The organism is Trueperella sp. HMSC08H06, from assembly GCF_001808465.1.
Lineage (GTDB): Bacteria > Actinomycetota > Actinomycetes > Actinomycetales > Actinomycetaceae > Trueperella > Trueperella bernardiae.
In genome coordinates this window covers 62,778-82,141 of the sequence record NZ_KV793365.1, presented here as the reverse complement: position 1 = coordinate 82,141, position 19,364 = coordinate 62,778, and the positions used below count along the sequence as shown (strand labels likewise).

Sequence of the window (19,364 nt, the reverse complement as noted above, 5' to 3'; positions counted from 1 at the left end):
TCGGCCCGCTCCATGGGGAGCGAGCCGATCGGGCGTCTAGCGGCGCAGGCCGAGACGCTTAATCAGCGAACGGTAGCGCTCGATGTCTTCGTTCTGAAGATACGTCAGAAGACGCTTGCGCTTACCGATGAGGAGCATCAGGCCGCGGCGCGAATGGTGATCGTGCTTGTGGGTGCGGAAGTGCTCCGTGAGTTCAGAAATACGAGCCGAGAGCAGAGCGATCTGCACTTCGGGAGAGCCGGTATCGCCCTCATGAGTCGCGTATTCCTTAATGATGTCGTCCTTACGCTCCTTGGACAGAGCCATACGATTCTCCTTCTACTCGTTGCGCGGAGCCTGGGGCATGTTCTCCCAAGCGATGACGCTCCGCGGCCGATCGAACGGCTTAGCTAGTCTAGCACGGCGCGCAATCACGCCTCCGTGGCCGCATGGGTGATATGCGCCTCTGTCAGTTAGCGGGCCGTGACGTCCTTCGGGTCCACCCTGTGCGAGACCGGCACGCCGAGGATCTCCGCGCTCTTGCGCAGATCGTCATCCATCTGGGCCTGCAGCTGTTCCACCGAGTCCATCTTCATCATTGGGCGCACGTAATCTACGAAGTCGATCGCGATCTCCTCCCCGTACAAGTTCAGGTCGGCGCGCCCGAGCACATGGGCCTCCACCGTGCGCTCCTCGCCGTCGAACTGGGGGTTCGTGCCGATCGAGATCGCGGCGGGAAGGTGGACTGTCGCCGTCGATCCCTTCACCTGCCGCACCACCCAGCCAGCGTAGACGCCGTCACGCGGCACCTCCCCCACGCCCGAGCCGGGCAGGTTCGCCGTGGGGAATCCGAGCTCGCGCCCGCGCTTGAAGCCGTGCTGGACGATCCCGCGCAGCCGGTGTGGCCGGCCGAGGATCTTCGCGGCCTTACGCACGTTGCCCGCCTCGAGCAACTCGCGCACCCACGTGGAGGAATAGCGCCTGCCGGACGGCCCGCCCAGGTCGTCGATGAGCGTCACGTCGATCCGGCCCTCGCCGTACTCGACCAGGAACTGCCCGTCCCCGGCGTTACCCTTGCCGAAGCGCACGTCCTCGCCGACGACGACGGCCACCGCCTTCAGCTTCCCGATCAGCTCCTCGTCCACGAAGGCCTTAGGGGTCGTCTCGGCGTAGTCGAGGTCGTACTTTTGCACGACGACGCCGTCCAGGCCTGCCGCCTCCAGCATATTGAGACGGTCCTCGAGGGTTGAGATGAGCGGGAGGTCGACGTCGGGACGGTGGACGTGGCTGGGGTGGGGGTCAAAAGTGAGCGCCACGGAGGCAACGCCGCGCTCGCTAGCCTGCTCCACGGTCTGGGCGAGAATCTCGTGGTGTCCGCGGTGGACGCCGTCGAAGATACCGATGGTCACAACCGAGGGGCCGAGGTCGTAATCCTCGGCCGAGTGAAACACCTTCACTGCCCGCGCAATCCGAGCTGCATCCGGCCCTCGGAACGATCGTCTGGGGCGCCCGCGGGGGTGTTAGCCGTGCGCACGCCGTGGTGCTTACCCTTGCCACCGCAACCGCAGCCGCCACGGCCCTGCCCGTGCCCGTGGCCGCCGCACCCGCAGCCGCCACGGCCGTGGCCGTGTCCTTCGTGGCCCTTGCCACCGCATCCACATTGTTCACTCATAGGTTCATCCTAACGGATGCCGCCGCCGGATCCCCCACCGAACGAACCGCCACCGCCGCCGGAGGAGGAGAAGCCGCCCCCGCCCGAGGACGAGGAGGTGGCGTCGTTGTACGCGGAGCTGAGCGAGGAGGAGATCGAGGAGGCCATGGACACCGAGTTCGGGGTGAAGCTGGACTGTGTCGCGTAGTCCGGGTCCACGATCTTGAACTGCTCCTGGACCTCCTGCGCGATCCCGAGGTAGCCGGCCCACACCATGTACTGGTCCCACAGCAGCACCTGGGAGGCGCCGCGTTCGGCGAGCAAGGAGAAGTCCGTCAGGTAGTTGCGCAGCATGACGACGCGGCGGGCGAGCTCCTTGCCGCGGCCGGTCGCGTCGTACTTGGTGGTGGGGAACACGCCCAGCACTCTCTTCTTCGTCTTGACCATGAGGCCCTGGTGGATCATCTCCAGGCGTGACTGATCGAGCGCTTCTTCCCGCCACCGCTTCATGGTAGAGACATTCCTGCGCGTGTATCGCTCGATCTCGCTGGCCTGCAAGATCCCGTCCTCGCCGGCAGCTGCCATCATTATGGACCACAGCCATTGCTCGGTGGGCCCTTGGATCACGGGCTCGCGCTGGATAATGAAGGCCGGCTCGTCGCGCTTGAAGAAGCGGCCCCGCTCCATCGTCGTCTCACGCACGGCCCCCTGCCCCACCCAGGTGAGGAAGAGCGCGGTGGCGAGTCCGGGCAACGGAGAGCCATAGAGGGCCACGAGGTCCTCCAGTCGGCCGTCGTAGGGGATGTCGCGCCAGTACTCGTCCTTTTCCACCCGGCCCGCGAAGCCGTGCTTCGTCGAGTTCTTCGACCTCCTGGCCACATCGAGCCCGATCGCAACGAACGCGATGGTGAGAAGCGCGGGGATGGGGATCGACAGCAACTTGCCCGTCGATGACGATTCTCCCGTGACCAAAAAGTCGCCCTCGGAATCGTCGCCGCGATCGGAAAAGTCCGAGCCCTCCTTCGCCTTCGCCTCGAGGGACTCGGCGGTGTGGTCGAGCTGCGAGGTGGTGGCGAAGGGCCCCTCGGGGAAGATCGCGAGCATGACCATGTGGTCCGAGGAGTCGATCGGCCCGGAGGAGCTGGCCGTTAGCGCGCTAGCTGTGATCGCCGTGCGGCCCTCGTAGCCGAACCCCCACACGCGCGAGTTTTCCTGCGTGTAGGTCATGCCGATCGCGTTCGTCAGTGAGATCGAGATCGACTCACTGTACGTCATGTTGTAGGGGATGAACTCCCAGTACACGGCCTGGGCGCCGTCGGTGAGGTTCTTGACCACGTTCGTCACCGTGTACGTCATGACGGCGGTGTGGGTGCCGTACGTGCCAAAGCCGAAGGCGAGCTCGTAGCCGTCGTCGAGGGTCACGACGCCCGACTGGCCGGCTTTCTCCTCCAGGCTGCGGTCCACGTCCCACTCGCCCACGTCGGTCAGCAACTTGCCATCGAGCACCACGGAGAAGTCCGAGACCTTCGAATCGGCGAGGTTGCCGAGCGAAATGTAGTGCTCGGTGCCGTCCTGCGCCGTGAACGTGCGGGTGTCGGTCACGCGCATCGACCCGTCCGATTGCAACTCGGCCACGATGTCGATGCTTGAAATCTCGGTCGCCTGTGCCGGGATCGGGGCGAAGAGCGCCGGGATCAGGACAAGTGCAAAGGCGAAGACGAGGCGTTTCATGACCAGCCCGGCATCTCGTTCTTCGTGGCCGTGTTTTCGAAGTAGGCCTCCTGCTTGAAGCCGAACAGCGCGCCGACGATCATCGAGGGGAACTGGCCGCGGTAGCGGTTGAGTTTGGTCACCGCGTCGTTGTAGAACATGCGCGAGTGGCGCACGTTGTCCTCAAAGCGCGTCACTTCGCCCATCGCGGACTGGTAGGTCTCCGACGCGCGCAGCTGCGGGTAGGCTTCCGCGAGCGCGTTGAAGCGGCCGAGCATCGAGCCGAATGCCTGGTCGTCCGCCGCCACGTCGGCCGGGGTGGAGGTGGGGCGCAGGGGCGCGCGCTCCTTCGTCACGGCCAGAAGGGTCTCGGCCTCGTGCTCCGAGTACTGTTTGGCGGCGGCGATCACCGAAGTCAGGGCATCCCAGCGGGATTCGATCTGGGTGGCGATCTGCCCCATTGCGTTGCGAACGTTCTCCCGCAACGCCACGAATCGGTTGTAGGTGACGATGACCCACCCCATGAAGGCCAGGAGCAGGAATCCGATGATAAGAATGATGAGCAATAATGTAGGCATGGCCCCCATTATGACATCATGGCGCACGCCACTGCACCAGGGGAGATCTGGCAGATACCCCTAAGCGAACTGACGTCAGGATTGCGCTTCCACGAACCAGCCGTACGTGAAGACCACGCCGAGCTCTTGCCCCACCTCTCGCGTCCGCATGGTTTCCGGCTCGGTCACCACGAGGGTGCCGAGCGGCGTCTCCACCTCGTACTCCATGTGCGTGCGCGCGAAGATGGCACGCATGACCCGGCCGGTCACCATCCCCTGTTCCGGTTCGGTGAGCGCAAGGGTCTCCGGCGGCACGACGACGTCGGCCCGGCCCGGTACGAGTTGCTGGACGGTGGGCAGCCCCAGCCAGACTCGCCCAAACTCCACGTGTGCCACGCCCTCGCTGGCCCGGCTGATCTTGGCGCTCAGGATGTTGGGGATGCCCATGACGCGCGCGCAGAATGCGGTGGCGGGCTGACGGTAGAGCTCGGCCGGCCTTGCGCACTGGACGATGCGCCCGCGATCCATGATCGCCATGGTATCTCCAAGCCGGCATGCCTCCTCCACGTCGTGGGTGACGTAGATGGCGGCGATCTTGTTGCGCCGCACCTGCTCGATAATCGTGGATTGGATCGAGGCGCGCAGGGAGGGATCGACGTGGACGAGCGGCTCGTCGAGGAGGAGGATTCGCGGTCGGCGAACGAGGGTGCGGGCGAGGGCCACGCGCTGGGTCTGCCCGCCCGACAGGTGCTCCACGCCCACGTGTGCCAGGCCCAGGATGTTGAGTTGGGCGAGCGTGAGGTTGACCAGGTCCTCGCGCTGGGAGGGGGCAAGGCCGGTGTCGTCGAGCCCGAAGGCGACGTTGTCCCACACGTCGCGGCCGGGAAAGAGCACGGAGTCTTGGAAGACCGTGCCCGTGGGGCGCCTGTGCATGGGCAGAGAGTCCAGGTCACGGCCGAAGCTGATGCGCCCCGAAGCCCGGATGGCCCCCGAGATGGCGTGGACCAGGGTGGACTTGCCGCACCCGGATGGCCCGACGATCGAAAGGACCTGCCCGGGTTCCACCCGCAACGACACGTCCTGCACGATCCCCGCGCTCACACGGTCGACGACGAGCGCCATCGCTTCCTCCTCACTTCGATCCACAGCACGCCGGCCACCGCCAGCAGGGAGATCACCAGCATGCTCATGATGATGCTCAGGCCGAACGCTTGCCCGTCTGCGGCGGCGGCGACCTGACTTTGGACGGCCAGAGGGGTCAGGGCAAGTCTGCCCCCGACGTCGATAAAGATGGCCGGAGCGCTGCGCGTGAGGACCAGGCCCGTCAGCAGCGCGACCGCGATCGTGAGGGTGGGCCACACGATCGGGAGAAGCTCGCCGGCCAGGCGCAAGCGGTAGGCCCCCGCGTCACGCATGGCAGCAACGAAGGGCCGGATGTCGAGGCGGACGATCACCATCGCCAGCACCGCCAGCGGCAGCACCAGCAGCAGGTAGGCCAACACCACCCCGAGGAAGCCCTGATAGAGCGAATCGACGCCCACGATCGGCGGCACCAGCTTCGCGCCGGCCAGCTCCATCCAGTCGCTGTGCAGGGCACTGACGAACACCCCGCCGGTGGTCTGCGCACTAAGGACGAGCACGAGCGAGGGATAGACGAGCAGGTGTGCGCGGCGCACGGGCACGGCCATGACGATAAGGCCGGCGAGGATGAGGGCGACGGTCACGACGACGAGGAGGATGGCCACGGTCGTCGTGACGGACAGGGAGGCAGAGCGCCTCGCGTTGGCCGCCACGATCCAGGCGAGCGCCACCAGGGGAACTGCGAGCGCGAACAGCAGGCCAGCCCAGGGCTGCGGGGCCGGCGGGCTGGGTGAGGCGGGGTCGACACTGCGGATCCGCGCCGTCAGCGCCCGGCTGAGCGGGAGCGAAACGAGCGCCGCGATCGCACACGAAATAGCGAGGGCCGCGGGCATGGCACCGGGCCGGTTGGTCGACATGCCGATGAGGATCTCGGAGGCGAAATACCGCCGCGTGCCACCAAAGACAAGGGTGAGCGTGGGGTCGGTGAGGGTGAGCAGGCCGGCCACGGCCGTGGCCATGAGAACGCCCCGGGCCGCTTGCGGCGCCACCAGCCTGGCGGCGATCGCGGAGCGCGGCAGACCGAGTGCCCTGGCCTCGATGAGATGGCGATCACCCACGGCCGCCAGGGCCAGGAGCGACACAGCAAAGCCGATCGGCACCGAGGAGATCGCGCTGGCGAGGATCACCACGCCCGTACCGTCCACGTCCAGGCCGAAGGGAGGGTAGGTCAGGGCCAGCGCCCACGTGGCCGGCGGCAGAAGGAAGGGCGTGACGGCCAGCATGGCAGTGAGCACGCGGAAGCGGCCGAAGCGGTAGCCGAGCGCCAGGGCCATGCCCGCCAGCGCGGAGACGAGCCCGGCGGCCAGCGCCACGACCAGGCTGCGCGGCAACGCCTCCAGGTAGGGCGAATCGCCCAGCCGGTCACGCTCCCACGTCGCGATGAGCTCGGAGCGGTGGGCGCCCGCCCGCTCGATGTCCTCCCCGAAGATCGGCACCGCCACGGCATCGAGCGTGGTGCTCAGGTTACCAGCGAGCGCCGCCGACGTCGGATACTGCGTGGAAGCCGCCGCACTCACCATCTGCCCCTCATCGGCGATGGCGTAGCCGACAAAGGCCTCGGCCAGCTCGGGGCGCGTGGTCCCGGCCAGCACCCCCACCGAGCCGATCTCGAAACCGACACCGTCGGCGAAGTAGACCGGGTGGACCGCCTTGCCAGCGTTCCGCTCCGCCAGACAGTAGGAGTCAAAGGTGAGAGCCAGGGGAAGCCGCCCGCCGGCCACGATCGGCGCGGGGAACGTGCCCGACGTGGTGTAGGTGCCCACATTCTTCTCCAGCGCCCGATAGTAGGCCCGTGCCCCGTCCTCCGAGCCAAGCCGCTCGACCTGGCTCCACAAGATCGTGGCCGCCGTTCCCGACGTCGACGGGTGCGGCATCGCGATCGCATCGGCGTAGGCCGGGTCGATGAGGGCGTCCCACGAAACTGGCGCCACGGCGTCGTTGGCCACGCACAGGCTGAGTACGCCGCCGTAAATCCCAAACCAGCGCCGGCCGGGATCCTTCCAGCGCCCCGGGATCGAGTTGGCCGGCTCGCTCGCAAGCGGGCGCAGCAGACCGTCGGCGGCGGCCTGGGTGTAGGCCTCGGCTGGGCCGCCCATCCACACGTCGAACTCGCCGCGCGCGTTGGGCGAGGAGATGTGGGCGAGGGCCTGCGACGTCGGCACGCGCACCACCAGCGCATTCACCCCCTGAGCCGCCTCGAAGGAGTGCGCCACCGCCTCGCACGCCTCGGCCTTGTTCGAGCACAGGATGGTCAGGTCCGGCTCCGTCTGACGTGTGAGGAGCGCCCCGATGATTCCCACCGCGATCAGCGGCGCCACCACGAGCCAGGCATGGCGGTGGAACCAACGGGAATGACGCATAGAAGAGAGCATAGTCGCGCTACTTCCTTCTATGCGCCATCCCGCACTCGCCGATTACTCGTTGCCCTGAGTCTCCAGGCGTATGAGTTCCTCGCGAGCCTCCATCATCTTCCTCTCATCCTTACCCACGATCATCATGAGGACGAAGGCGAGGACCACGATGGCGGTCAGCGTGGCGTACGTGACGTTCCAGCCGAAGCGGTCAATGAGGATGCCGACGCCGGTCGAGGCGAGCGTTGCGCCGAGCAGATAACCGAACATGCCGGTGAAGCCCGCCGCGGTGCCCGCCACCTCGCGCGGCGAGAGGTCAATGGCCTGCAGGCCGATGAGCATGACGGGGCCGTAAATGAGGCCACCGATAATGGCGATGAGCACGTAGAAGATCCAGATCGGGGCGGTGGCCGGCAGCTGCCAGTAGGCCACGAGCGCGATACCCACGCCGGCGATGAACAGCATGCCTGCGCCCGAACGCCAGCCCTTGAACACCTTGTCCGAGATCCAGCCGCACAGGATCGTGCCGACAATGCCCGCCAGCTCGTAGATCGCAAACCCGATGATGCCGGTCTTGATGTTCGCGCCATGGATGACGTCGGTGAGGTAGACCGGGATCCAGGACAGCACGCCGTAGCGCAGTGTGTAGACGAACACGTTGGCGATGGCGAGCAGCACCACCACGCGGTTGGTGAGGACGTGCTTGAACAGCATCGTCTTCCACGGCAGGTTCTTCTCCTTGCTCTCCACCTTCGCCGGGTCGTTACGGTACTCCTCGATCGGGGGCAGGCCCACCGCCTCCGGCCGATCGCGCAGCATGAAGAAGATGAGCACGGCGATGACGAGCGCCACGATGCCGGGGACGAGGAACGCAGGCGTCCAGTCCGAATCGGAGGTCTGGAACTGGTCCAGCGCCCACACGGCCAGCAGGCCCAGGCCACCGGCGCCGACGTTGTGAGCGGTGTTCCACAGCGACGTCATCCAGCCGCGCTCGGAGGTGGAGAACCAATGCACGAGGATGCGGCCCGACGGCGGCCAGCCCATGCCCTGCGCCCAGCCGTTGATGAACATGACGGTGGCGAAGATCCCCACCGACCCCACGATCGAGGGCACGAAGGAGATGACGATGTTGATGATGGCCGACAGGGCCAGGCCGATCGGCATGAAGTAGCGGGCGTTAGCTCGATCTGAGAGCATCGCCATGAAGAACTTCGACAGGCCGTAGGAGAAGAGAACGGCGTTGGCCACAATGCCAATCCCGACCGTGTTCATCAGGTCATATTCCTTGAGCAGGCCCGAGACCAAGGAGACGTTGTTGCGGATGAGGTAGAAGGCTGCATACCCGATGAAGATGCCCATGAAGACCTGCCAGCGCATGCGCTTATAGGTCTTGTCAATCTTCTCTTCGGGGAGCCGGGGCGCGGCCGGCGGTGCTAAGAGCACACCGAGCCCGCGTGATGTCTGTGCCATGATTGTCCCTTTCGCATGAGCGCATCGTTGCGCCGATACGTCGATGCTAAAAGGGGGCCAGTAACAGCGCCGGAAGGCAAAGTTACACTTGGTAACCGGCCCGTTACTCTTGGGCCGAGGCTTGCTCCTGGACCGAGTAGCCCTCCCCGCGGTGCGAGCGGATCACGACGCCGACCCCGGACTTCTCCAGCGTCTTACGCGTGCGGTAGATCGCGGTTTTGAGCATCTCGCGCCCGCCGTGGTGGTCGGGGGCGCCCCACGCCTCGTTGAGGAGCTGACGGTGGGTGACCACGGCGCCGGCGTGGCGAATGAGGGTGGTGAGGAGGCGGACCTCGGTGGCGGAGATGTTGAGGCGACGCCCGCGCCACGTGGCCTCGAGCCGGTCCGCGTCCACCACCAGCTCGCCGATGGACTCGCGCACCTCATCCGGGTAGCTGCGCCGCAAGAGGGCCTGGGCGCGCAGCGCCAACTCCTGGGGCGAAAACGGCTTGGTGATGTAGTCGTCCGCGCCGGCCTCCAGGCCTCTGATGCGGTCCTCCACGTCCGAGCGGGCGGTGAGCAAGATGATCGGCAGGTCACCGACCTGGGAGCGGATGCGCGCGGTCAGGTCGAGCCCCGAACCGTGCGGGAGCATGATGTCGAGGACCGCAAGGTGAAAGTGGGAAGTGGACAGCAGTTGCCACGCCTCGGCGGCGCTGGCCGCCGTTAGGCACGTAAATCCTTTGGATTCGAGGGCGAAGGTGACGATGGCGAGCATCTGCGGCTCGTCGTCCACCACAAGGACGCGCGGCATCATTCACCTCCCGGATTGCCCAGCGGCAGGAGCACCACGATCGTGGTGCCGACGTCGGGGCGGGTATCAACCATGATCTTTCCGCCGTGTGCCGCCACAATTTCCTGTGAGACGAGCATACCAATGCCCGAACCCGGCCGGCGGCTCGATCCTGTGGCGAACGGGGTGAAAAAGCGTTCCAGATCCGCGCTGTCCATCCCGTTACCGTGGTCGGTGACCTCGAGCAGGGCTCCCCCGTCCTCCGCCTGGTTCACCCGCACGCGCACCCCGTCCTCGCCCTCCGAGTGGCGGATGGCGTTGTTGACGAGGTTCCACACGAGCTGGCGGATGAGCTGCTCGTCGGCATACAGCGGCAGGATCCCACCACGCACGTCCACCAGGATCGGGATGTCAGTGGTGCGGCGCAGGGACTGGGCGGCATCCCCCACGACGTCGCGGATATCCACCAGGTCGAGCCGTAGCGCCGCCCCGTCCTTAAGCCGGCGCTGGACGAGCGAGTTCTCCGCGATTCCGATCGCCTGGGTGGCATTATCGAAGATCGTGGACACGAAGCTAGCCTGGGTCTCGTTCAGCGGGCCGGGGCTCTCCCCCATGAGGAGCTCGGCCGAGGCCTCGATGAGCGACAGCGGCGTGCGGATCTCGTGGGCGACCACCGCCGGCTGGCTCTCATACCGCGTGACTTCCACGCGCGCACGCTCCAATTCTGAGGTCAGGCGACTGTTGAGGACGGCGAGCCTGGCAATGATCCCCGCCGCGACCACCGCGATGATGATGGCCGCGATCATAGCGTGAGCTGCAGATCCGGCTTGAGCTTGCCCGAGCGGGGCGAGACCAGCGCCGCCGGCTCGTCGCCCACGAACGTGGCAGCAGGCCAGGGCTCGCCGCGCGTTCCCTCCGTGGAGGCCGTCCGCTTGTCGATGAACAGACCGTTGCGCAGGGCGCGGGCCTCGGCGTCGTCGATCGCCATGACGGGGAAGACCTGCCGGCACACTTGCGCCATCGAGGCCGCGGGCAACTGCTCCCCTATGCTTGCCAGGTCACGCAGCTGGGCGACCGTCCGCGCGTCGTCGACGTGCCAGGGCCCGATCTGCGTGCGGCGCAGGGAGGTTAAGTGCGCGCGGGTTCCGAGCGCCTCGCCGACGTCGCGGGCAAGCGCCCGCACGTACGTTCCGCTCGATGCGGTGACGACGACGTCGAAGTCGGCAACCGCCACATTCCGCCCGCCGAGCTGGATCTGACTGCGCTCGACCAGGCCGGTGCGCTCGAAGCGCTCGATGCGGATGGGGCGGGCGGCGAGCTCGACGCTCTCCCCCTCACGCGCCAAATCATGGGCGCGCTTGCCATCCACCTTGATCGCGGAGACCGTGGAGGGCACCTGCATGATGTCGCCCGTGAGGGCGGCCAGCGCCGCGTCGATCGCCGCGTCCGAGGCCACCGGCGGTTCGGCCGGCGTCAGCTCGCCCTCGGCGTCGTCGGTACTTGATCCGACCCCGAGCCGGATGCGCGCCTCGTAGGTCTTGTCCGCGCCCACGAGGTACTGGATGAGCTTCGTCAGCCGGCCGGTGGCCACGATGAGCAGGCCGGTAGCCATCGGGTCAAGCGTGCCGGCGTGGCCCACCTGCCGGGTGGCGCCCAGGCGGCGCAGCGCGCCGACCACATCGTGCGAGGTCACGCCGCGATCCTTGTCGATCAGCAGCAGCCCCTCACACGGCGCCTCGCCGCGCGGCAACTCGCCCCAGGGCTTCGGGCGCGCCTGGCGGGCGATGGCCCGCTGGCGGTTCCGCTCCCGCCCCTTCGGCACTACTCCTCGCCCTCGGCGTCCTCGAACTGGCTGCGGTAGGGGTTCTCCCCGCCCGCGGGCACGGCGCCCTCGGCGCGCTTGCGGATGTCATCATCGCGCTGGCGGGCAGCCGCGAGCAGGTCCTCCATCGCGCGGGACGATTCGGGGAGGGAATCGAGCAGGAACTCGATCGACGGGGTCAAGCGCAGGCCGAGCTGCTTGCCCACCGCCGAACGGATCATCCCCTTCGCCGACTCGAGCGCGTGGCCCGACTGACGGCGCTCCTCCTCCGATCCCATCACCGTGTAAAACACGGAGGCATGCTGGAGGTCCCCCGTCACGCGCACGTCGGTCACCGTCACCATTCCCAGGCGCGGGTCCTTCAACTTGGTATCGATAAGCCGGGCAACGATCTGGTGAATCTGATCCGCTACCCGATCAACACGTGTATTGGCCATGGTTCTCCTTTGCGTCAGGCGCCCGCATGCGGGCGCGAATGCCGCGGGGCGCCTCCCCGGCGCCCCGCGTGCCACTTAGTCGCGCGGCTTTTCGCGCATCTCCCACGTCTCGATGATGTCGCCCTCGGCGATGTCGTTGAAGCCGAGCGTGATACCACACTCGTATCCCTCACGAACCACCGTCACGTCATCCTTCTCGCGGCGCAGGGACTCGATCGTCAGCTCCGGAGCAACAACCACGCCATCGCGCACCAGGCGCGCCTTGTGGCCACGGTTGATCGTGCCGCTGCGCACGATCGAGCCCGCGATGTTGCCGAACTTGCCCGAGCGGAACACCTGGCGGATCTCCGCGGTGCCCACCTCGACCTCTTCGTAGATCGGCTTGAGCTTGCCCTTGAGCGCGGCCTCGACCTCGTCGATCGCGGAGTAGATGACGTTGTAGAACTTCATCTCCACGCCTTCCTGGTCGGCCAGCTCCTGCACCCGCTCGGCGGGGCGGACGTTGAAGCCGATGATGACCGCGTTATCCACGGTCGCCAGGTCCACGTCCGACTGGGTGACAGCACCCACGCCGCGGTGGATGACCTGCAACTCGACCTCGCCCTGGCCCACCTCGATCTCGAGGAGGCTGGCCTCGAGGGCCTCAACCGAACCGGAGGAGTCACCCTTGATGATGAGGTTGAGGGTCTCAACCTTGCCCTCCTCGATCGCGGCCGTGAGGTCCTCGAGCGAGATGCGCTTGCGGCGCTTGGCCAGCGTGGCGGCGCGCTTGGCCGCCTCGCGGCGCTCGGCGATCTGGCGGGCGGTGCGGTCGTCGTCGGCAACAATGAGCTGGTCGCCAGCACCCGGCACCGAGGTCAGGCCCAGCACCTGGACGGGGCGCGACGGTCCGGCCTCGTCCACGTTGTTACCGTGCTCGTCAATCATCGCGCGCACGCGGCCGTAGGCCGTGCCCACCACGATCGAATCGCCAATGTGGAGCGTGCCGTCCTGAATGAGGGCGGTGATGACTGAGCCGCGGCCCTGGTCGAGCTTCGCCTCGATCGCCACACCGCGCGCGGCCTTGTCCGGGTCCGCCTTCGGCTCCACGAGGATGTCCGAGGTGGCGACCACGGTGGACAACAGCTCGCCGATGTTGATGCGCTGCTTGGCCGAGATGTCCACGAACGGCACGTCGCCGCCGTAATCTTCCGCCACCAGGCCGTACTCGGTCAGCTGTGCGCGGACCTTCGCCGGGTTCGCGCCGTCGACGTCGATCTTGTTGACGGCCACCACGATCGGCACGTCAGCCGCCTGCACGTGGTTGATCGCCTCCACGGTCTGCGGCATGACGCCGTCGTTCGCGGCCACCACGAGGATGGCGACGTCGGTGACGTCCGCACCGCGGGCACGCATCTGCGTGAACGCCTCGTGACCCGGGGTATCGATGAAGGTGATCGAGCGGCGTTCGCCCTCCACATCCACGTGCGTCTGGTAAGCGCCGATGTTCTGGGTGATGCCACCAGCCTCGCCCAGCGCCACGTCCTCATTGCGGATCGCGTCGAGCAGCTTGGTCTTACCGTGATCGACGTGACCCATGACCGTGACCACCGGCGGGCGAGGAAGCAGATCCTCCGGATCGGTCTCCTCGCGCTCGGCTTCCAGATCAATATCGAAGGCCTCGAGGATCTCGCGATCCTCATCCTCCGGGCTCATAATCTTGATGTCGTAGCCGAGCTCGGCACCCAGCAGCTGGAACGTATCCTCATCAAGCGACTGGTTGGCGGTGGCCATCTCGCCCATGCGGAACAGGACTGTCACCAGCGCCGCCGGATCGGCGTCGATACGCTCAGCGAAGTCAGCCAGCGAGGAGCCCGCGCGCACGCGCACAGTCTGCCCGTTGCCGCGCGGCACCGAAATGCCGGCGACCATCGGATTTTGCTGCTCCTCCCACTCCTGGCGCTTCATCCGCTTCGACTTGCGACGGCTACCGCCGTTGCGCTTACCAAACGCTCCGGCCGTGGAACCGCCACGCGCCTTACCGCCGGAGCGGACGAAGCCGCCCCCGCGCTGGTTGTTCGACGTGCCGAAGGTGTTACCACCGGTGGTGGCCGGCCTGCCGCGGCCGCGGCTACGGTTCGCGTCAGTCTTGATGTGCTCCGGCATCATGTTCGGCGACGGGCGCGGACCGCCCGCCGGCTTCGGAGTCTTCTTCGCCGAATCCGAACGCATGCCCTGCTTCGGCGCGAACGGCGAGTTACCCGGACGCGGGCGCCCCATCCCCTGCTTGGACGCAAACGGCGAGTTACCCGGACGCGGACCGCCACGGCGCGGCTGCGGGCGCGGCGGGGCCGCATCGCGCGCGGCCTGGGCCGAGCGAGCGGCCTCACCCGGGGTGGCGATCGTACGCTTGTTGGCCGAGGCCGGGGTGGCCTTCGGTTCGGCTGCCTTCGCCTCGGGCGCCTCCTGCGCCGCATCCTTGTTTTCGTCAGCGACGCGCGGGCCCGGGGCGGGCTTATCGGACGGCTTGGAGGCCATCGCGGCCGGAGTCGGGGCCGACTTCGCGGCAGGCTGAGCCTCCTGCTTGTCGCTGATAGCCGAAGCCGCGGGGGCGGCCTGGGCCTTGGCGGGCGCTTTCTTTGCGCCCTTACCCGAGGGCTTCTTCACATCCTCAGGATGCTTGTCAAAATATTCGCGTGCCTTACGCACGACAGGTGCCTCGATACTCGAGGACGCCGAGGTTACAAATTCGCCACTTTCCTTCAGCACTTCCAAGAGCCTCTTGGACGTCACGCCGATTTCCTTGGCGAGTTCATGTACGCGGACCTTTGCCACAGTTCTCCTTATTCTTTGGTCCGCGCGCTCCGGCGTCAGACCTCTTGCAGACAGCTCATCGCTGGGTACTCATCGGGTGCCCATCGGCTTTCTACCCGCTTTCATCTCTTGGGCTTGCGCCCATCGGTCATTTCTCGAGCCAAGAGGTGCATCGCCTCGTCACTGACCTCGCACCGAAAAGCACGATTCAGCGCACGTTTACGCAACGCCAACTCGACACATTCGGGCGTGGGATGGACCCACGCCCCGCGCCCTCCCGCCGCGCGATCAGGATCGGGGACAGCCGCCCCATCCTTCAGCGCGATACGAAGAAGTTCGTGGGAATGTACAACACCTCGGCAACCGACGCATGTGCGCATGGATACGGAACGAGAGTGTGATGACATACCTAAGCTAGTCTATCCCACCCGCGAAGTACTGGGCACGGCCGGCCCGGGTGAGTTAGCTCAACTCTTGAGCCGAACGCTTATCCTCGGACGCCTTGCGGATGTCGATCGACCACCCGGTCAGCTTCGCGGCCAGGCGCACGTTCTGCGCCTCCTTGCCGATCGCGAGCGAGGCCTGATCGTCGGGCACGATCGCCCGCGCCTGACGCGTGTCACGATTGAGCACATCTACCCGGATGGCGCTGGCCGGCGACAGGGCAGCGGCGATGAAAAGCGCGATGTCGTCGTCGTAATCGACGATGTCGATCTTCTCCCCCTGCAGCTCCTGGGTCACCGCTCGCACGCGCTGCCCGTTCGGGCCGATGCACGCGCCCTTGGCCGCGACAGTCGGGTCATTCGACCACACGGCCACCTTCGAGCGGTGGCCCGCCTCGCGCGCGAGCGCCACGATCTCCACCACCCCGGACTCGATCTCCGGGACCTCGGTGGCGAACAGCTCGCGGACGAAATCCGGGTGCGAGCGCGACAGGCGGATCGACGCCCCGCGCGGGCCGACGTTGATGTCAAGGATGAGGGCGCGGATGAGGTCCCCGTGCTTAAAACGCTCGGTGGGCACCTGCTCCTCAGCCCGCAGCAGGCCGCGGTTGTCGCCCAGCTCCACGAACAGGTCGCGTGATTCGCCCGGGCCGGCCGTGGTGTCCACCGTGCCGGCTACGATCTTGCCCTGCTTGCCCTTGAAATCGCCCAGGATGCGGGCCGATTCGGCGTCACGCAGGCGCTGGGCAATGATCGAGCGAGCGGTGGAAGTGGCAATCCGGCCGAAGTCGTTCGGCGTGTCGTCAAACTCGCCGATGACATTGCCCTCCTCGTCCTCCTCCGGCGCCCACACCGTCACCACGCCCGTGGAGCGATTGAGCTCGATGCGCGCGCCGCGGATCGCGCCGGGCGCGCGGTTGTAGGCGTGAAGGAGGGCCTCCTCGATCGCGCCGAGCAGGATATCCAGGTCAACCCCGAGCTCGCTTTCAACGATCTTGAGCTCATTCATTGAGATGTCCATGGTTCCTCCTAAAACTCGATCTGTACGTGAGCCTTGGCGATCTGCTCCAGCGCGATCACGCGCTGTTCGCCATCCAGAGCAAGTGTTACGTTATCACCTTCGATGTCCTCAACCCGGCCGGTGAGCGCATCCCCACTCGTGAGCACCACGTTGGCCAGGCGCCCCTGGGCGCGCGAAAAGTGGCGGGCGTCGTTCAGCTTGCGCTCGGCTCCGGGCGTGGAGACCTCCAGCGTGTAGGCCCCCGAAATCGGATCGGCCTCATCAAGCGTGGCGGAAACGGCCCGCGTGGCATCAGCCAGCTGCTCCGAATCCACGTTCCCCGGGCCGGACGGCAGATCGATGGTCACGCGCAACACCGAGTGCTTGCCGGCGCGCGTGAGCTTCACGTCCTCCAGGAAGAGCCCCCGGCCCTCGATGGCGGGCCGGATGAGATCAACGATTTCAGTTACCTTTGACATGCGTGAAATTCTACCCGCGCCGTGTGGCAGGATAAAGTTATGGCACATCGGCAAGGTTCCACGCTGGCATTTATCGGCACACTGTTACTCGGGATCGCGCTGTTCGCGCTCGTCATGGTGGTCATGGGCGCGCACCTGGACCGCGACGTCTCCCCCGCCCCCGCCTCGGACGCCGAGGTCGAGCGCCAGATGCTCGCCGCGCGCGCAACCGTCATCAGCGACGACCCGGCGTTCGCCGACGTCGCCGCGCACTGGGCCGAGGCCCTCGGCGGTGTGTGGGTGCCGTGGCCCGACGGCGCCCCCGAGGGTTACACCAATCCTGTCGAACCCTACGTGGCCGGCAGCGACACCCACGCCGAGCTCCTCGAGCTTTCCCGCGCCGCCCTCGATTCTTCGCTCGGACCGATCGCCACCTCGGTGGGGATCTCCGCCCTCACGCTGGGCGCCACCGATGCCGACCAGTGCGGCGAGTACGAACTGTCCGACCTGGCCCGCTCCCTCAACTCCGGGGTGTCAGTAGCCAACATCGAAACGGCACGCCAGTGGCTCGAGTGGCACGCCGCCACCATCCCGGCCGGCCAGCGCGACGCCGAACTGGCCCGCATCGACGAGCTGACCGACCTGCTCGACGCCCAGCTCGCCTCAGGCGCACCCGACGACCGCCCGGTCATCGCACCCGAACCCGAAGGGCCCTACGTGGAGGACGCCTTCAACCTGCTCATCGACCAACTGGCCTTCTCCGCCACCCAGGCTGACCCGGCTGGCAAGCAGGCGATCGCCAGCTTCGTGTGCCACATGGCGAAGACCCCGGACGCGCCTCTCATCGAGGCGCTGCCCGGGATCGAATTCGCGAATGCGGAAGGCTAGCCGATCATCGCGGTGACCTCGGCCACCGCGTCCGCGAGCGCCACCTCGCGCCGCTCGCCGCTGCGCCGATCGCGCAGCTCGACCTTTCCGTCCTTCAGGCCGCGCCCGACGACCACGCCGTAGGGCACGCCGATGAGCTCGAAGTCCGCGAACTTCACGCCGGCCGAGACCTTCTGGCGGTCGTCGTAGATGACCTCCACGCCGGCCGCGTCCAGCTCGGCGGCAATGGCGGAGGCTGCCTCGAAGATCTCCGCGTCCTTGCCGGTGGCCAGCACGTGTACCACGGCAGGGGCGACGTGGGCGGGCCAGATGAGGCCGGCGTCGTCGTGGTTGAGCTCGGCGAGGGCGGCGACCGCGCGCGAGACGCCGATGCCGTAGGAGCCCATGGTCACCACCACGGACTTGCCGTTCTGGTCGAGCACCGTCAGATCGAGCGCCTCGGCGTACTTGCGGCCCAGCTGGAAGATATGGCCGATCTCCATGCCGCGCTCGATGCGCAGCGGTCCAGACCCGTCGGGGGCCTGGTCGCCGTCGCGTACCTCCACCGCCTCCACGAAGCCGTCCGCCTCGAAGTCGCGGCCGTAGACCACGTTGAAGGCGTGGCGCTGTTCGGCGTCTGCGCCCGTGATCCAGGACGATCCGCGGGCCACGTGCGGGTCAAGGAAGTAGCGCACGGAGCCGGAGATCTCCCCGTCTTCGCCCACCACGCGGTCGGGCGAGTTGGGTCCGATCCGGCTGGGGCCGATGTAGCCGGGCACGAGCTCGGGGTGGGAGGCCAGGTCATCGGCCGTGGCCATCTCGATCTCGGCAGGCGCCATGTTCGCTTCGATGCGCTTGAGGTCCGCCTCGCGGTCACCCGGCATACCGATGACCACGAGCTCGCGCTCCCCGGTGGGGTGGGTAGCCACCACGACCACGTTCTTTAGCGTGTCCGAGGCCTGCCAGGGCCGGTCCTCACGCGGCATGACGTCGTTCGCCAGGTCCACCAGCGCCTCGATGGTCTTGCAGTCCGGGGTGGCCACGACCTCCTGCTCGGGCACGCCCGCGAAGTCCAGCTCCGGTAGCGGCGCGGTGGTCACGGCCTCTGTGTTGGCGGCATACCCGCCGTCGGAGACCACGAACGTGTCCTCGCCCACCTCGATGGGCGAGAGGAACTCCTCCGAGCGCGAGCCGCCCATCGCGCCCGACGTGGCCGCGCAGATGACGTAGGGCAGGCCAAGCCGGGTGAACGTGCGCTCGTAAGCATCGCGCATGATCTGGTAGGAGACATCCAGGCCCGCGTCATCCACATCAAAGGAGTAGGCGTCCTTCATCACGAATTCACGCGTGCGCAGCAGGCCGGCGCGCGGGCGGGCCTCATCGCGGTACTTGGTCTGGAACTGGTACAGGTTCAGCGGCAGGTCCTTGTACGAGCTGCACTGGTCCTTCACCGCGAGGGTGAACATCTCCTCATGCGTGGGCGCCAGCAGGTAGTCGTTCTCGCGGCGGTCCTTGAGTCGGAACAGGTTCGCGCCGTACTCCTCCCAGCGGTTCGTGGCCTCGTACGGCTCGCGCGGGAGCAGGCCCGGGAAGAGCATCTCCTGAGCGCCCGCGGCGTCCAGCTCTTCACGGATAATCTGCTCAACCTTGCGCAGCACCCGCAGGCCGAGCGGCAGCCAGGTGTAGATGCCCGGCGCCACGCGGCGGATGTAGCCTGCGCGCACCAGTAGCTTGTGGGAATCGACCTCGGCGTCGGCCGGATTCTCGCGGAGGGTCTTAACAAAAAGATGAGACATTTTCAGCACAAAGCCAAGTGTATATGCCCCGGCCGACAATTCCGTATTCGGCCACCATGTGTACCGAGCGCACGACGCCGTCGCTCACCTCTACGCCCGAATGCCCGACTCTCCGCGC

General features: G+C 66.9%; 18 protein-coding genes. 1 reads left to right on the top strand and 17 read right to left on the bottom strand.

All coding sequences use genetic code 11. The features are described 5' to 3' along the window. Nucleotides 1-36 precede the first annotated feature (36 nt). From rpsO to rimP, 16 genes are all read right to left on the bottom strand, one after another. On the bottom strand, nucleotides 37-306 hold the full coding sequence (gene rpsO, locus HMPREF3174_RS06935) for a 30S ribosomal protein S15 (protein ID WP_062612106.1): 270 nt from the start codon (nucleotides 304-306) through the stop codon (nucleotides 37-39). Nucleotides 307-452: 146 nt separating this feature from the next. Next, on the bottom strand, nucleotides 453-1,436 hold the full coding sequence (locus HMPREF3174_RS06930; RefSeq protein ID WP_068538415.1) for a bifunctional riboflavin kinase/FAD synthetase: 984 nt from the start codon (nucleotides 1,434-1,436) through the stop codon (nucleotides 453-455). Then, on the bottom strand, nucleotides 1,433-1,651 hold the full coding sequence (locus HMPREF3174_RS09470; RefSeq protein WP_083200509.1) for a hypothetical protein: 219 nt from the start codon (nucleotides 1,649-1,651) through the stop codon (nucleotides 1,433-1,435). The genes HMPREF3174_RS06930 and HMPREF3174_RS09470 overlap by 4 nt, the downstream gene beginning before the upstream one ends. A 9-nt stretch (nucleotides 1,652-1,660) precedes the next feature. Further along, the gene (locus tag HMPREF3174_RS06925; RefSeq protein WP_068538416.1) at nucleotides 1,661-3,361 is read right to left on the bottom strand and encodes a DUF2207 family protein; all 1,701 of its coding nucleotides are present in this window, start codon (nucleotides 3,359-3,361) and stop codon (nucleotides 1,661-1,663) included. After that, the gene (locus tag HMPREF3174_RS06920; protein ID WP_068538525.1) at nucleotides 3,358-3,918 is read right to left on the bottom strand and encodes a LemA family protein; all 561 of its coding nucleotides are present in this window, start codon (nucleotides 3,916-3,918) and stop codon (nucleotides 3,358-3,360) included. Before HMPREF3174_RS06920 ends, HMPREF3174_RS06925 begins: the two co-directional genes overlap by 4 nt. 75 nt (nucleotides 3,919-3,993) lie before the next feature. Then, complete coding sequence (locus HMPREF3174_RS06915) at nucleotides 3,994-5,019, bottom strand: ABC transporter ATP-binding protein (RefSeq protein ID WP_062612097.1); 1,026 nt, start codon at nucleotides 5,017-5,019, stop codon at nucleotides 3,994-3,996. Further along, a complete protein-coding gene (locus HMPREF3174_RS06910; RefSeq protein ID WP_070448282.1) occupies nucleotides 4,995-7,397 on the bottom strand; it encodes an extracellular solute-binding protein in 2,403 nt (800 codons plus the stop codon). The genes HMPREF3174_RS06915 and HMPREF3174_RS06910 overlap by 25 nt, the downstream gene beginning before the upstream one ends. Nucleotides 7,398-7,451: 54 nt before the next feature. Next, nucleotides 7,452-8,858, bottom strand: coding sequence for an MFS transporter (locus HMPREF3174_RS06905; protein WP_068538418.1), 1,407 nt, complete (start codon nucleotides 8,856-8,858; stop codon nucleotides 7,452-7,454). A gap of 103 nt (nucleotides 8,859-8,961) precedes the next feature. Then, nucleotides 8,962-9,654: a response regulator transcription factor gene (locus tag HMPREF3174_RS06900; RefSeq protein ID WP_068538419.1), complete on the bottom strand. Its 693-nt coding sequence runs from the start codon at nucleotides 9,652-9,654 to the stop codon at nucleotides 8,962-8,964. Then, on the bottom strand, nucleotides 9,651-10,436 hold the full coding sequence (locus HMPREF3174_RS06895) for a sensor histidine kinase (protein ID WP_068538420.1): 786 nt from the start codon (nucleotides 10,434-10,436) through the stop codon (nucleotides 9,651-9,653). The genes HMPREF3174_RS06900 and HMPREF3174_RS06895 overlap by 4 nt, the downstream gene beginning before the upstream one ends. Next, nucleotides 10,433-11,452 carry a tRNA pseudouridine(55) synthase TruB gene (gene truB / locus HMPREF3174_RS06890; RefSeq protein ID WP_244899196.1) on the bottom strand — a complete coding sequence of 340 codons (1,020 nt, stop codon included), beginning with the start codon at nucleotides 11,450-11,452 and terminating at the stop codon, nucleotides 10,433-10,435. The genes HMPREF3174_RS06895 and truB overlap by 4 nt, the downstream gene beginning before the upstream one ends. After that, a complete protein-coding gene (gene rbfA, locus HMPREF3174_RS06885) occupies nucleotides 11,452-11,889 on the bottom strand; it encodes a 30S ribosome-binding factor RbfA (RefSeq protein ID WP_062612087.1) in 438 nt (145 codons plus the stop codon). Before rbfA ends, truB begins: the two co-directional genes overlap by 1 nt. A gap of 75 nt (nucleotides 11,890-11,964) precedes the next feature. After that, complete coding sequence (infB, locus tag HMPREF3174_RS06880) at nucleotides 11,965-14,703, bottom strand: translation initiation factor IF-2 (protein WP_068538421.1); 2,739 nt, start codon at nucleotides 14,701-14,703, stop codon at nucleotides 11,965-11,967. A gap of 101 nt (nucleotides 14,704-14,804) precedes the next feature. Then, a complete protein-coding gene (locus tag HMPREF3174_RS09665; RefSeq protein ID WP_210382941.1) occupies nucleotides 14,805-15,062 on the bottom strand; it encodes a YlxR family protein in 258 nt (85 codons plus the stop codon). 82 nt (nucleotides 15,063-15,144) lie between these two features. Beyond that, nucleotides 15,145-16,146 (bottom strand): transcription termination factor NusA, encoded by a 1,002-nt coding sequence (nusA, locus tag HMPREF3174_RS06875; RefSeq protein WP_062612082.1) that lies wholly within the window; start codon nucleotides 16,144-16,146, stop codon nucleotides 15,145-15,147. An 8-nt stretch (nucleotides 16,147-16,154) separates the two neighbouring features. After that, nucleotides 16,155-16,604 carry a ribosome maturation factor RimP gene (gene rimP / locus HMPREF3174_RS06870; RefSeq protein WP_062612080.1) on the bottom strand — a complete coding sequence of 150 codons (450 nt, stop codon included), beginning with the start codon at nucleotides 16,602-16,604 and terminating at the stop codon, nucleotides 16,155-16,157. Nucleotides 16,605-16,643: 39 nt separating this feature from the next. On the opposite strand from rimP, the gene HMPREF3174_RS06865 reads away from it, so the two are divergent. Next, on the top strand, nucleotides 16,644-17,471 hold the full coding sequence (locus HMPREF3174_RS06865; RefSeq protein WP_068538422.1) for a hypothetical protein: 828 nt from the start codon (nucleotides 16,644-16,646) through the stop codon (nucleotides 17,469-17,471). Here HMPREF3174_RS06865 and HMPREF3174_RS06860 read toward each other — a convergent pair. Continuing rightward, nucleotides 17,468-19,246 (bottom strand): proline--tRNA ligase, encoded by a 1,779-nt coding sequence (locus tag HMPREF3174_RS06860; protein WP_068538423.1) that lies wholly within the window; start codon nucleotides 19,244-19,246, stop codon nucleotides 17,468-17,470. The genes HMPREF3174_RS06865 and HMPREF3174_RS06860 overlap by 4 nt on opposite strands. Between the last annotated feature and the right edge of the window lie 118 nt (nucleotides 19,247-19,364).

Coding starts and splice junctions, on each gene's coding strand:
- HMPREF3174_RS09665 (WP_210382941.1), bottom strand. CDS start 15,062: ATGCGCACATGCGTCGGTTGCCGAGGTGTTGTACATTCCCACGAACTT.
- HMPREF3174_RS06865 (WP_068538422.1), top strand. CDS start 16,644: ATGGCACATCGGCAAGGTTCCACGCTGGCATTTATCGGCACACTGTTA.
- HMPREF3174_RS06895 (WP_068538420.1), bottom strand. CDS start 10,436: ATGATCGCGGCCATCATCATCGCGGTGGTCGCGGCGGGGATCATTGCC.
- HMPREF3174_RS06925 (WP_068538416.1), bottom strand. CDS start 3,361: ATGAAACGCCTCGTCTTCGCCTTTGCACTTGTCCTGATCCCGGCGCTC.
- HMPREF3174_RS06910 (WP_070448282.1), bottom strand. CDS start 7,397: ATGCGTCATTCCCGTTGGTTCCACCGCCATGCCTGGCTCGTGGTGGCG.
- HMPREF3174_RS06915 (WP_062612097.1), bottom strand. CDS start 5,019: ATGGCGCTCGTCGTCGACCGTGTGAGCGCGGGGATCGTGCAGGACGTG.
- rimP (WP_062612080.1), bottom strand. CDS start 16,604: ATGTCAAAGGTAACTGAAATCGTTGATCTCATCCGGCCCGCCATCGAG.
- HMPREF3174_RS06900 (WP_068538419.1), bottom strand. CDS start 9,654: ATGATGCCGCGCGTCCTTGTGGTGGACGACGAGCCGCAGATGCTCGCC.
- rpsO (WP_062612106.1), bottom strand. CDS start 306: ATGGCTCTGTCCAAGGAGCGTAAGGACGACATCATTAAGGAATACGCG.
- HMPREF3174_RS09470 (WP_083200509.1), bottom strand. CDS start 1,651: ATGAGTGAACAATGTGGATGCGGTGGCAAGGGCCACGAAGGACACGGC.
- HMPREF3174_RS06860 (WP_068538423.1), bottom strand. CDS start 19,246: ATGTCTCATCTTTTTGTTAAGACCCTCCGCGAGAATCCGGCCGACGCC.
- HMPREF3174_RS06905 (WP_068538418.1), bottom strand. CDS start 8,858: ATGGCACAGACATCACGCGGGCTCGGTGTGCTCTTAGCACCGCCGGCC.
- HMPREF3174_RS06920 (WP_068538525.1), bottom strand. CDS start 3,918: ATGCCTACATTATTGCTCATCATTCTTATCATCGGATTCCTGCTCCTG.
- nusA (WP_062612082.1), bottom strand. CDS start 16,146: ATGGACATCTCAATGAATGAGCTCAAGATCGTTGAAAGCGAGCTCGGG.
- rbfA (WP_062612087.1), bottom strand. CDS start 11,889: ATGGCCAATACACGTGTTGATCGGGTAGCGGATCAGATTCACCAGATC.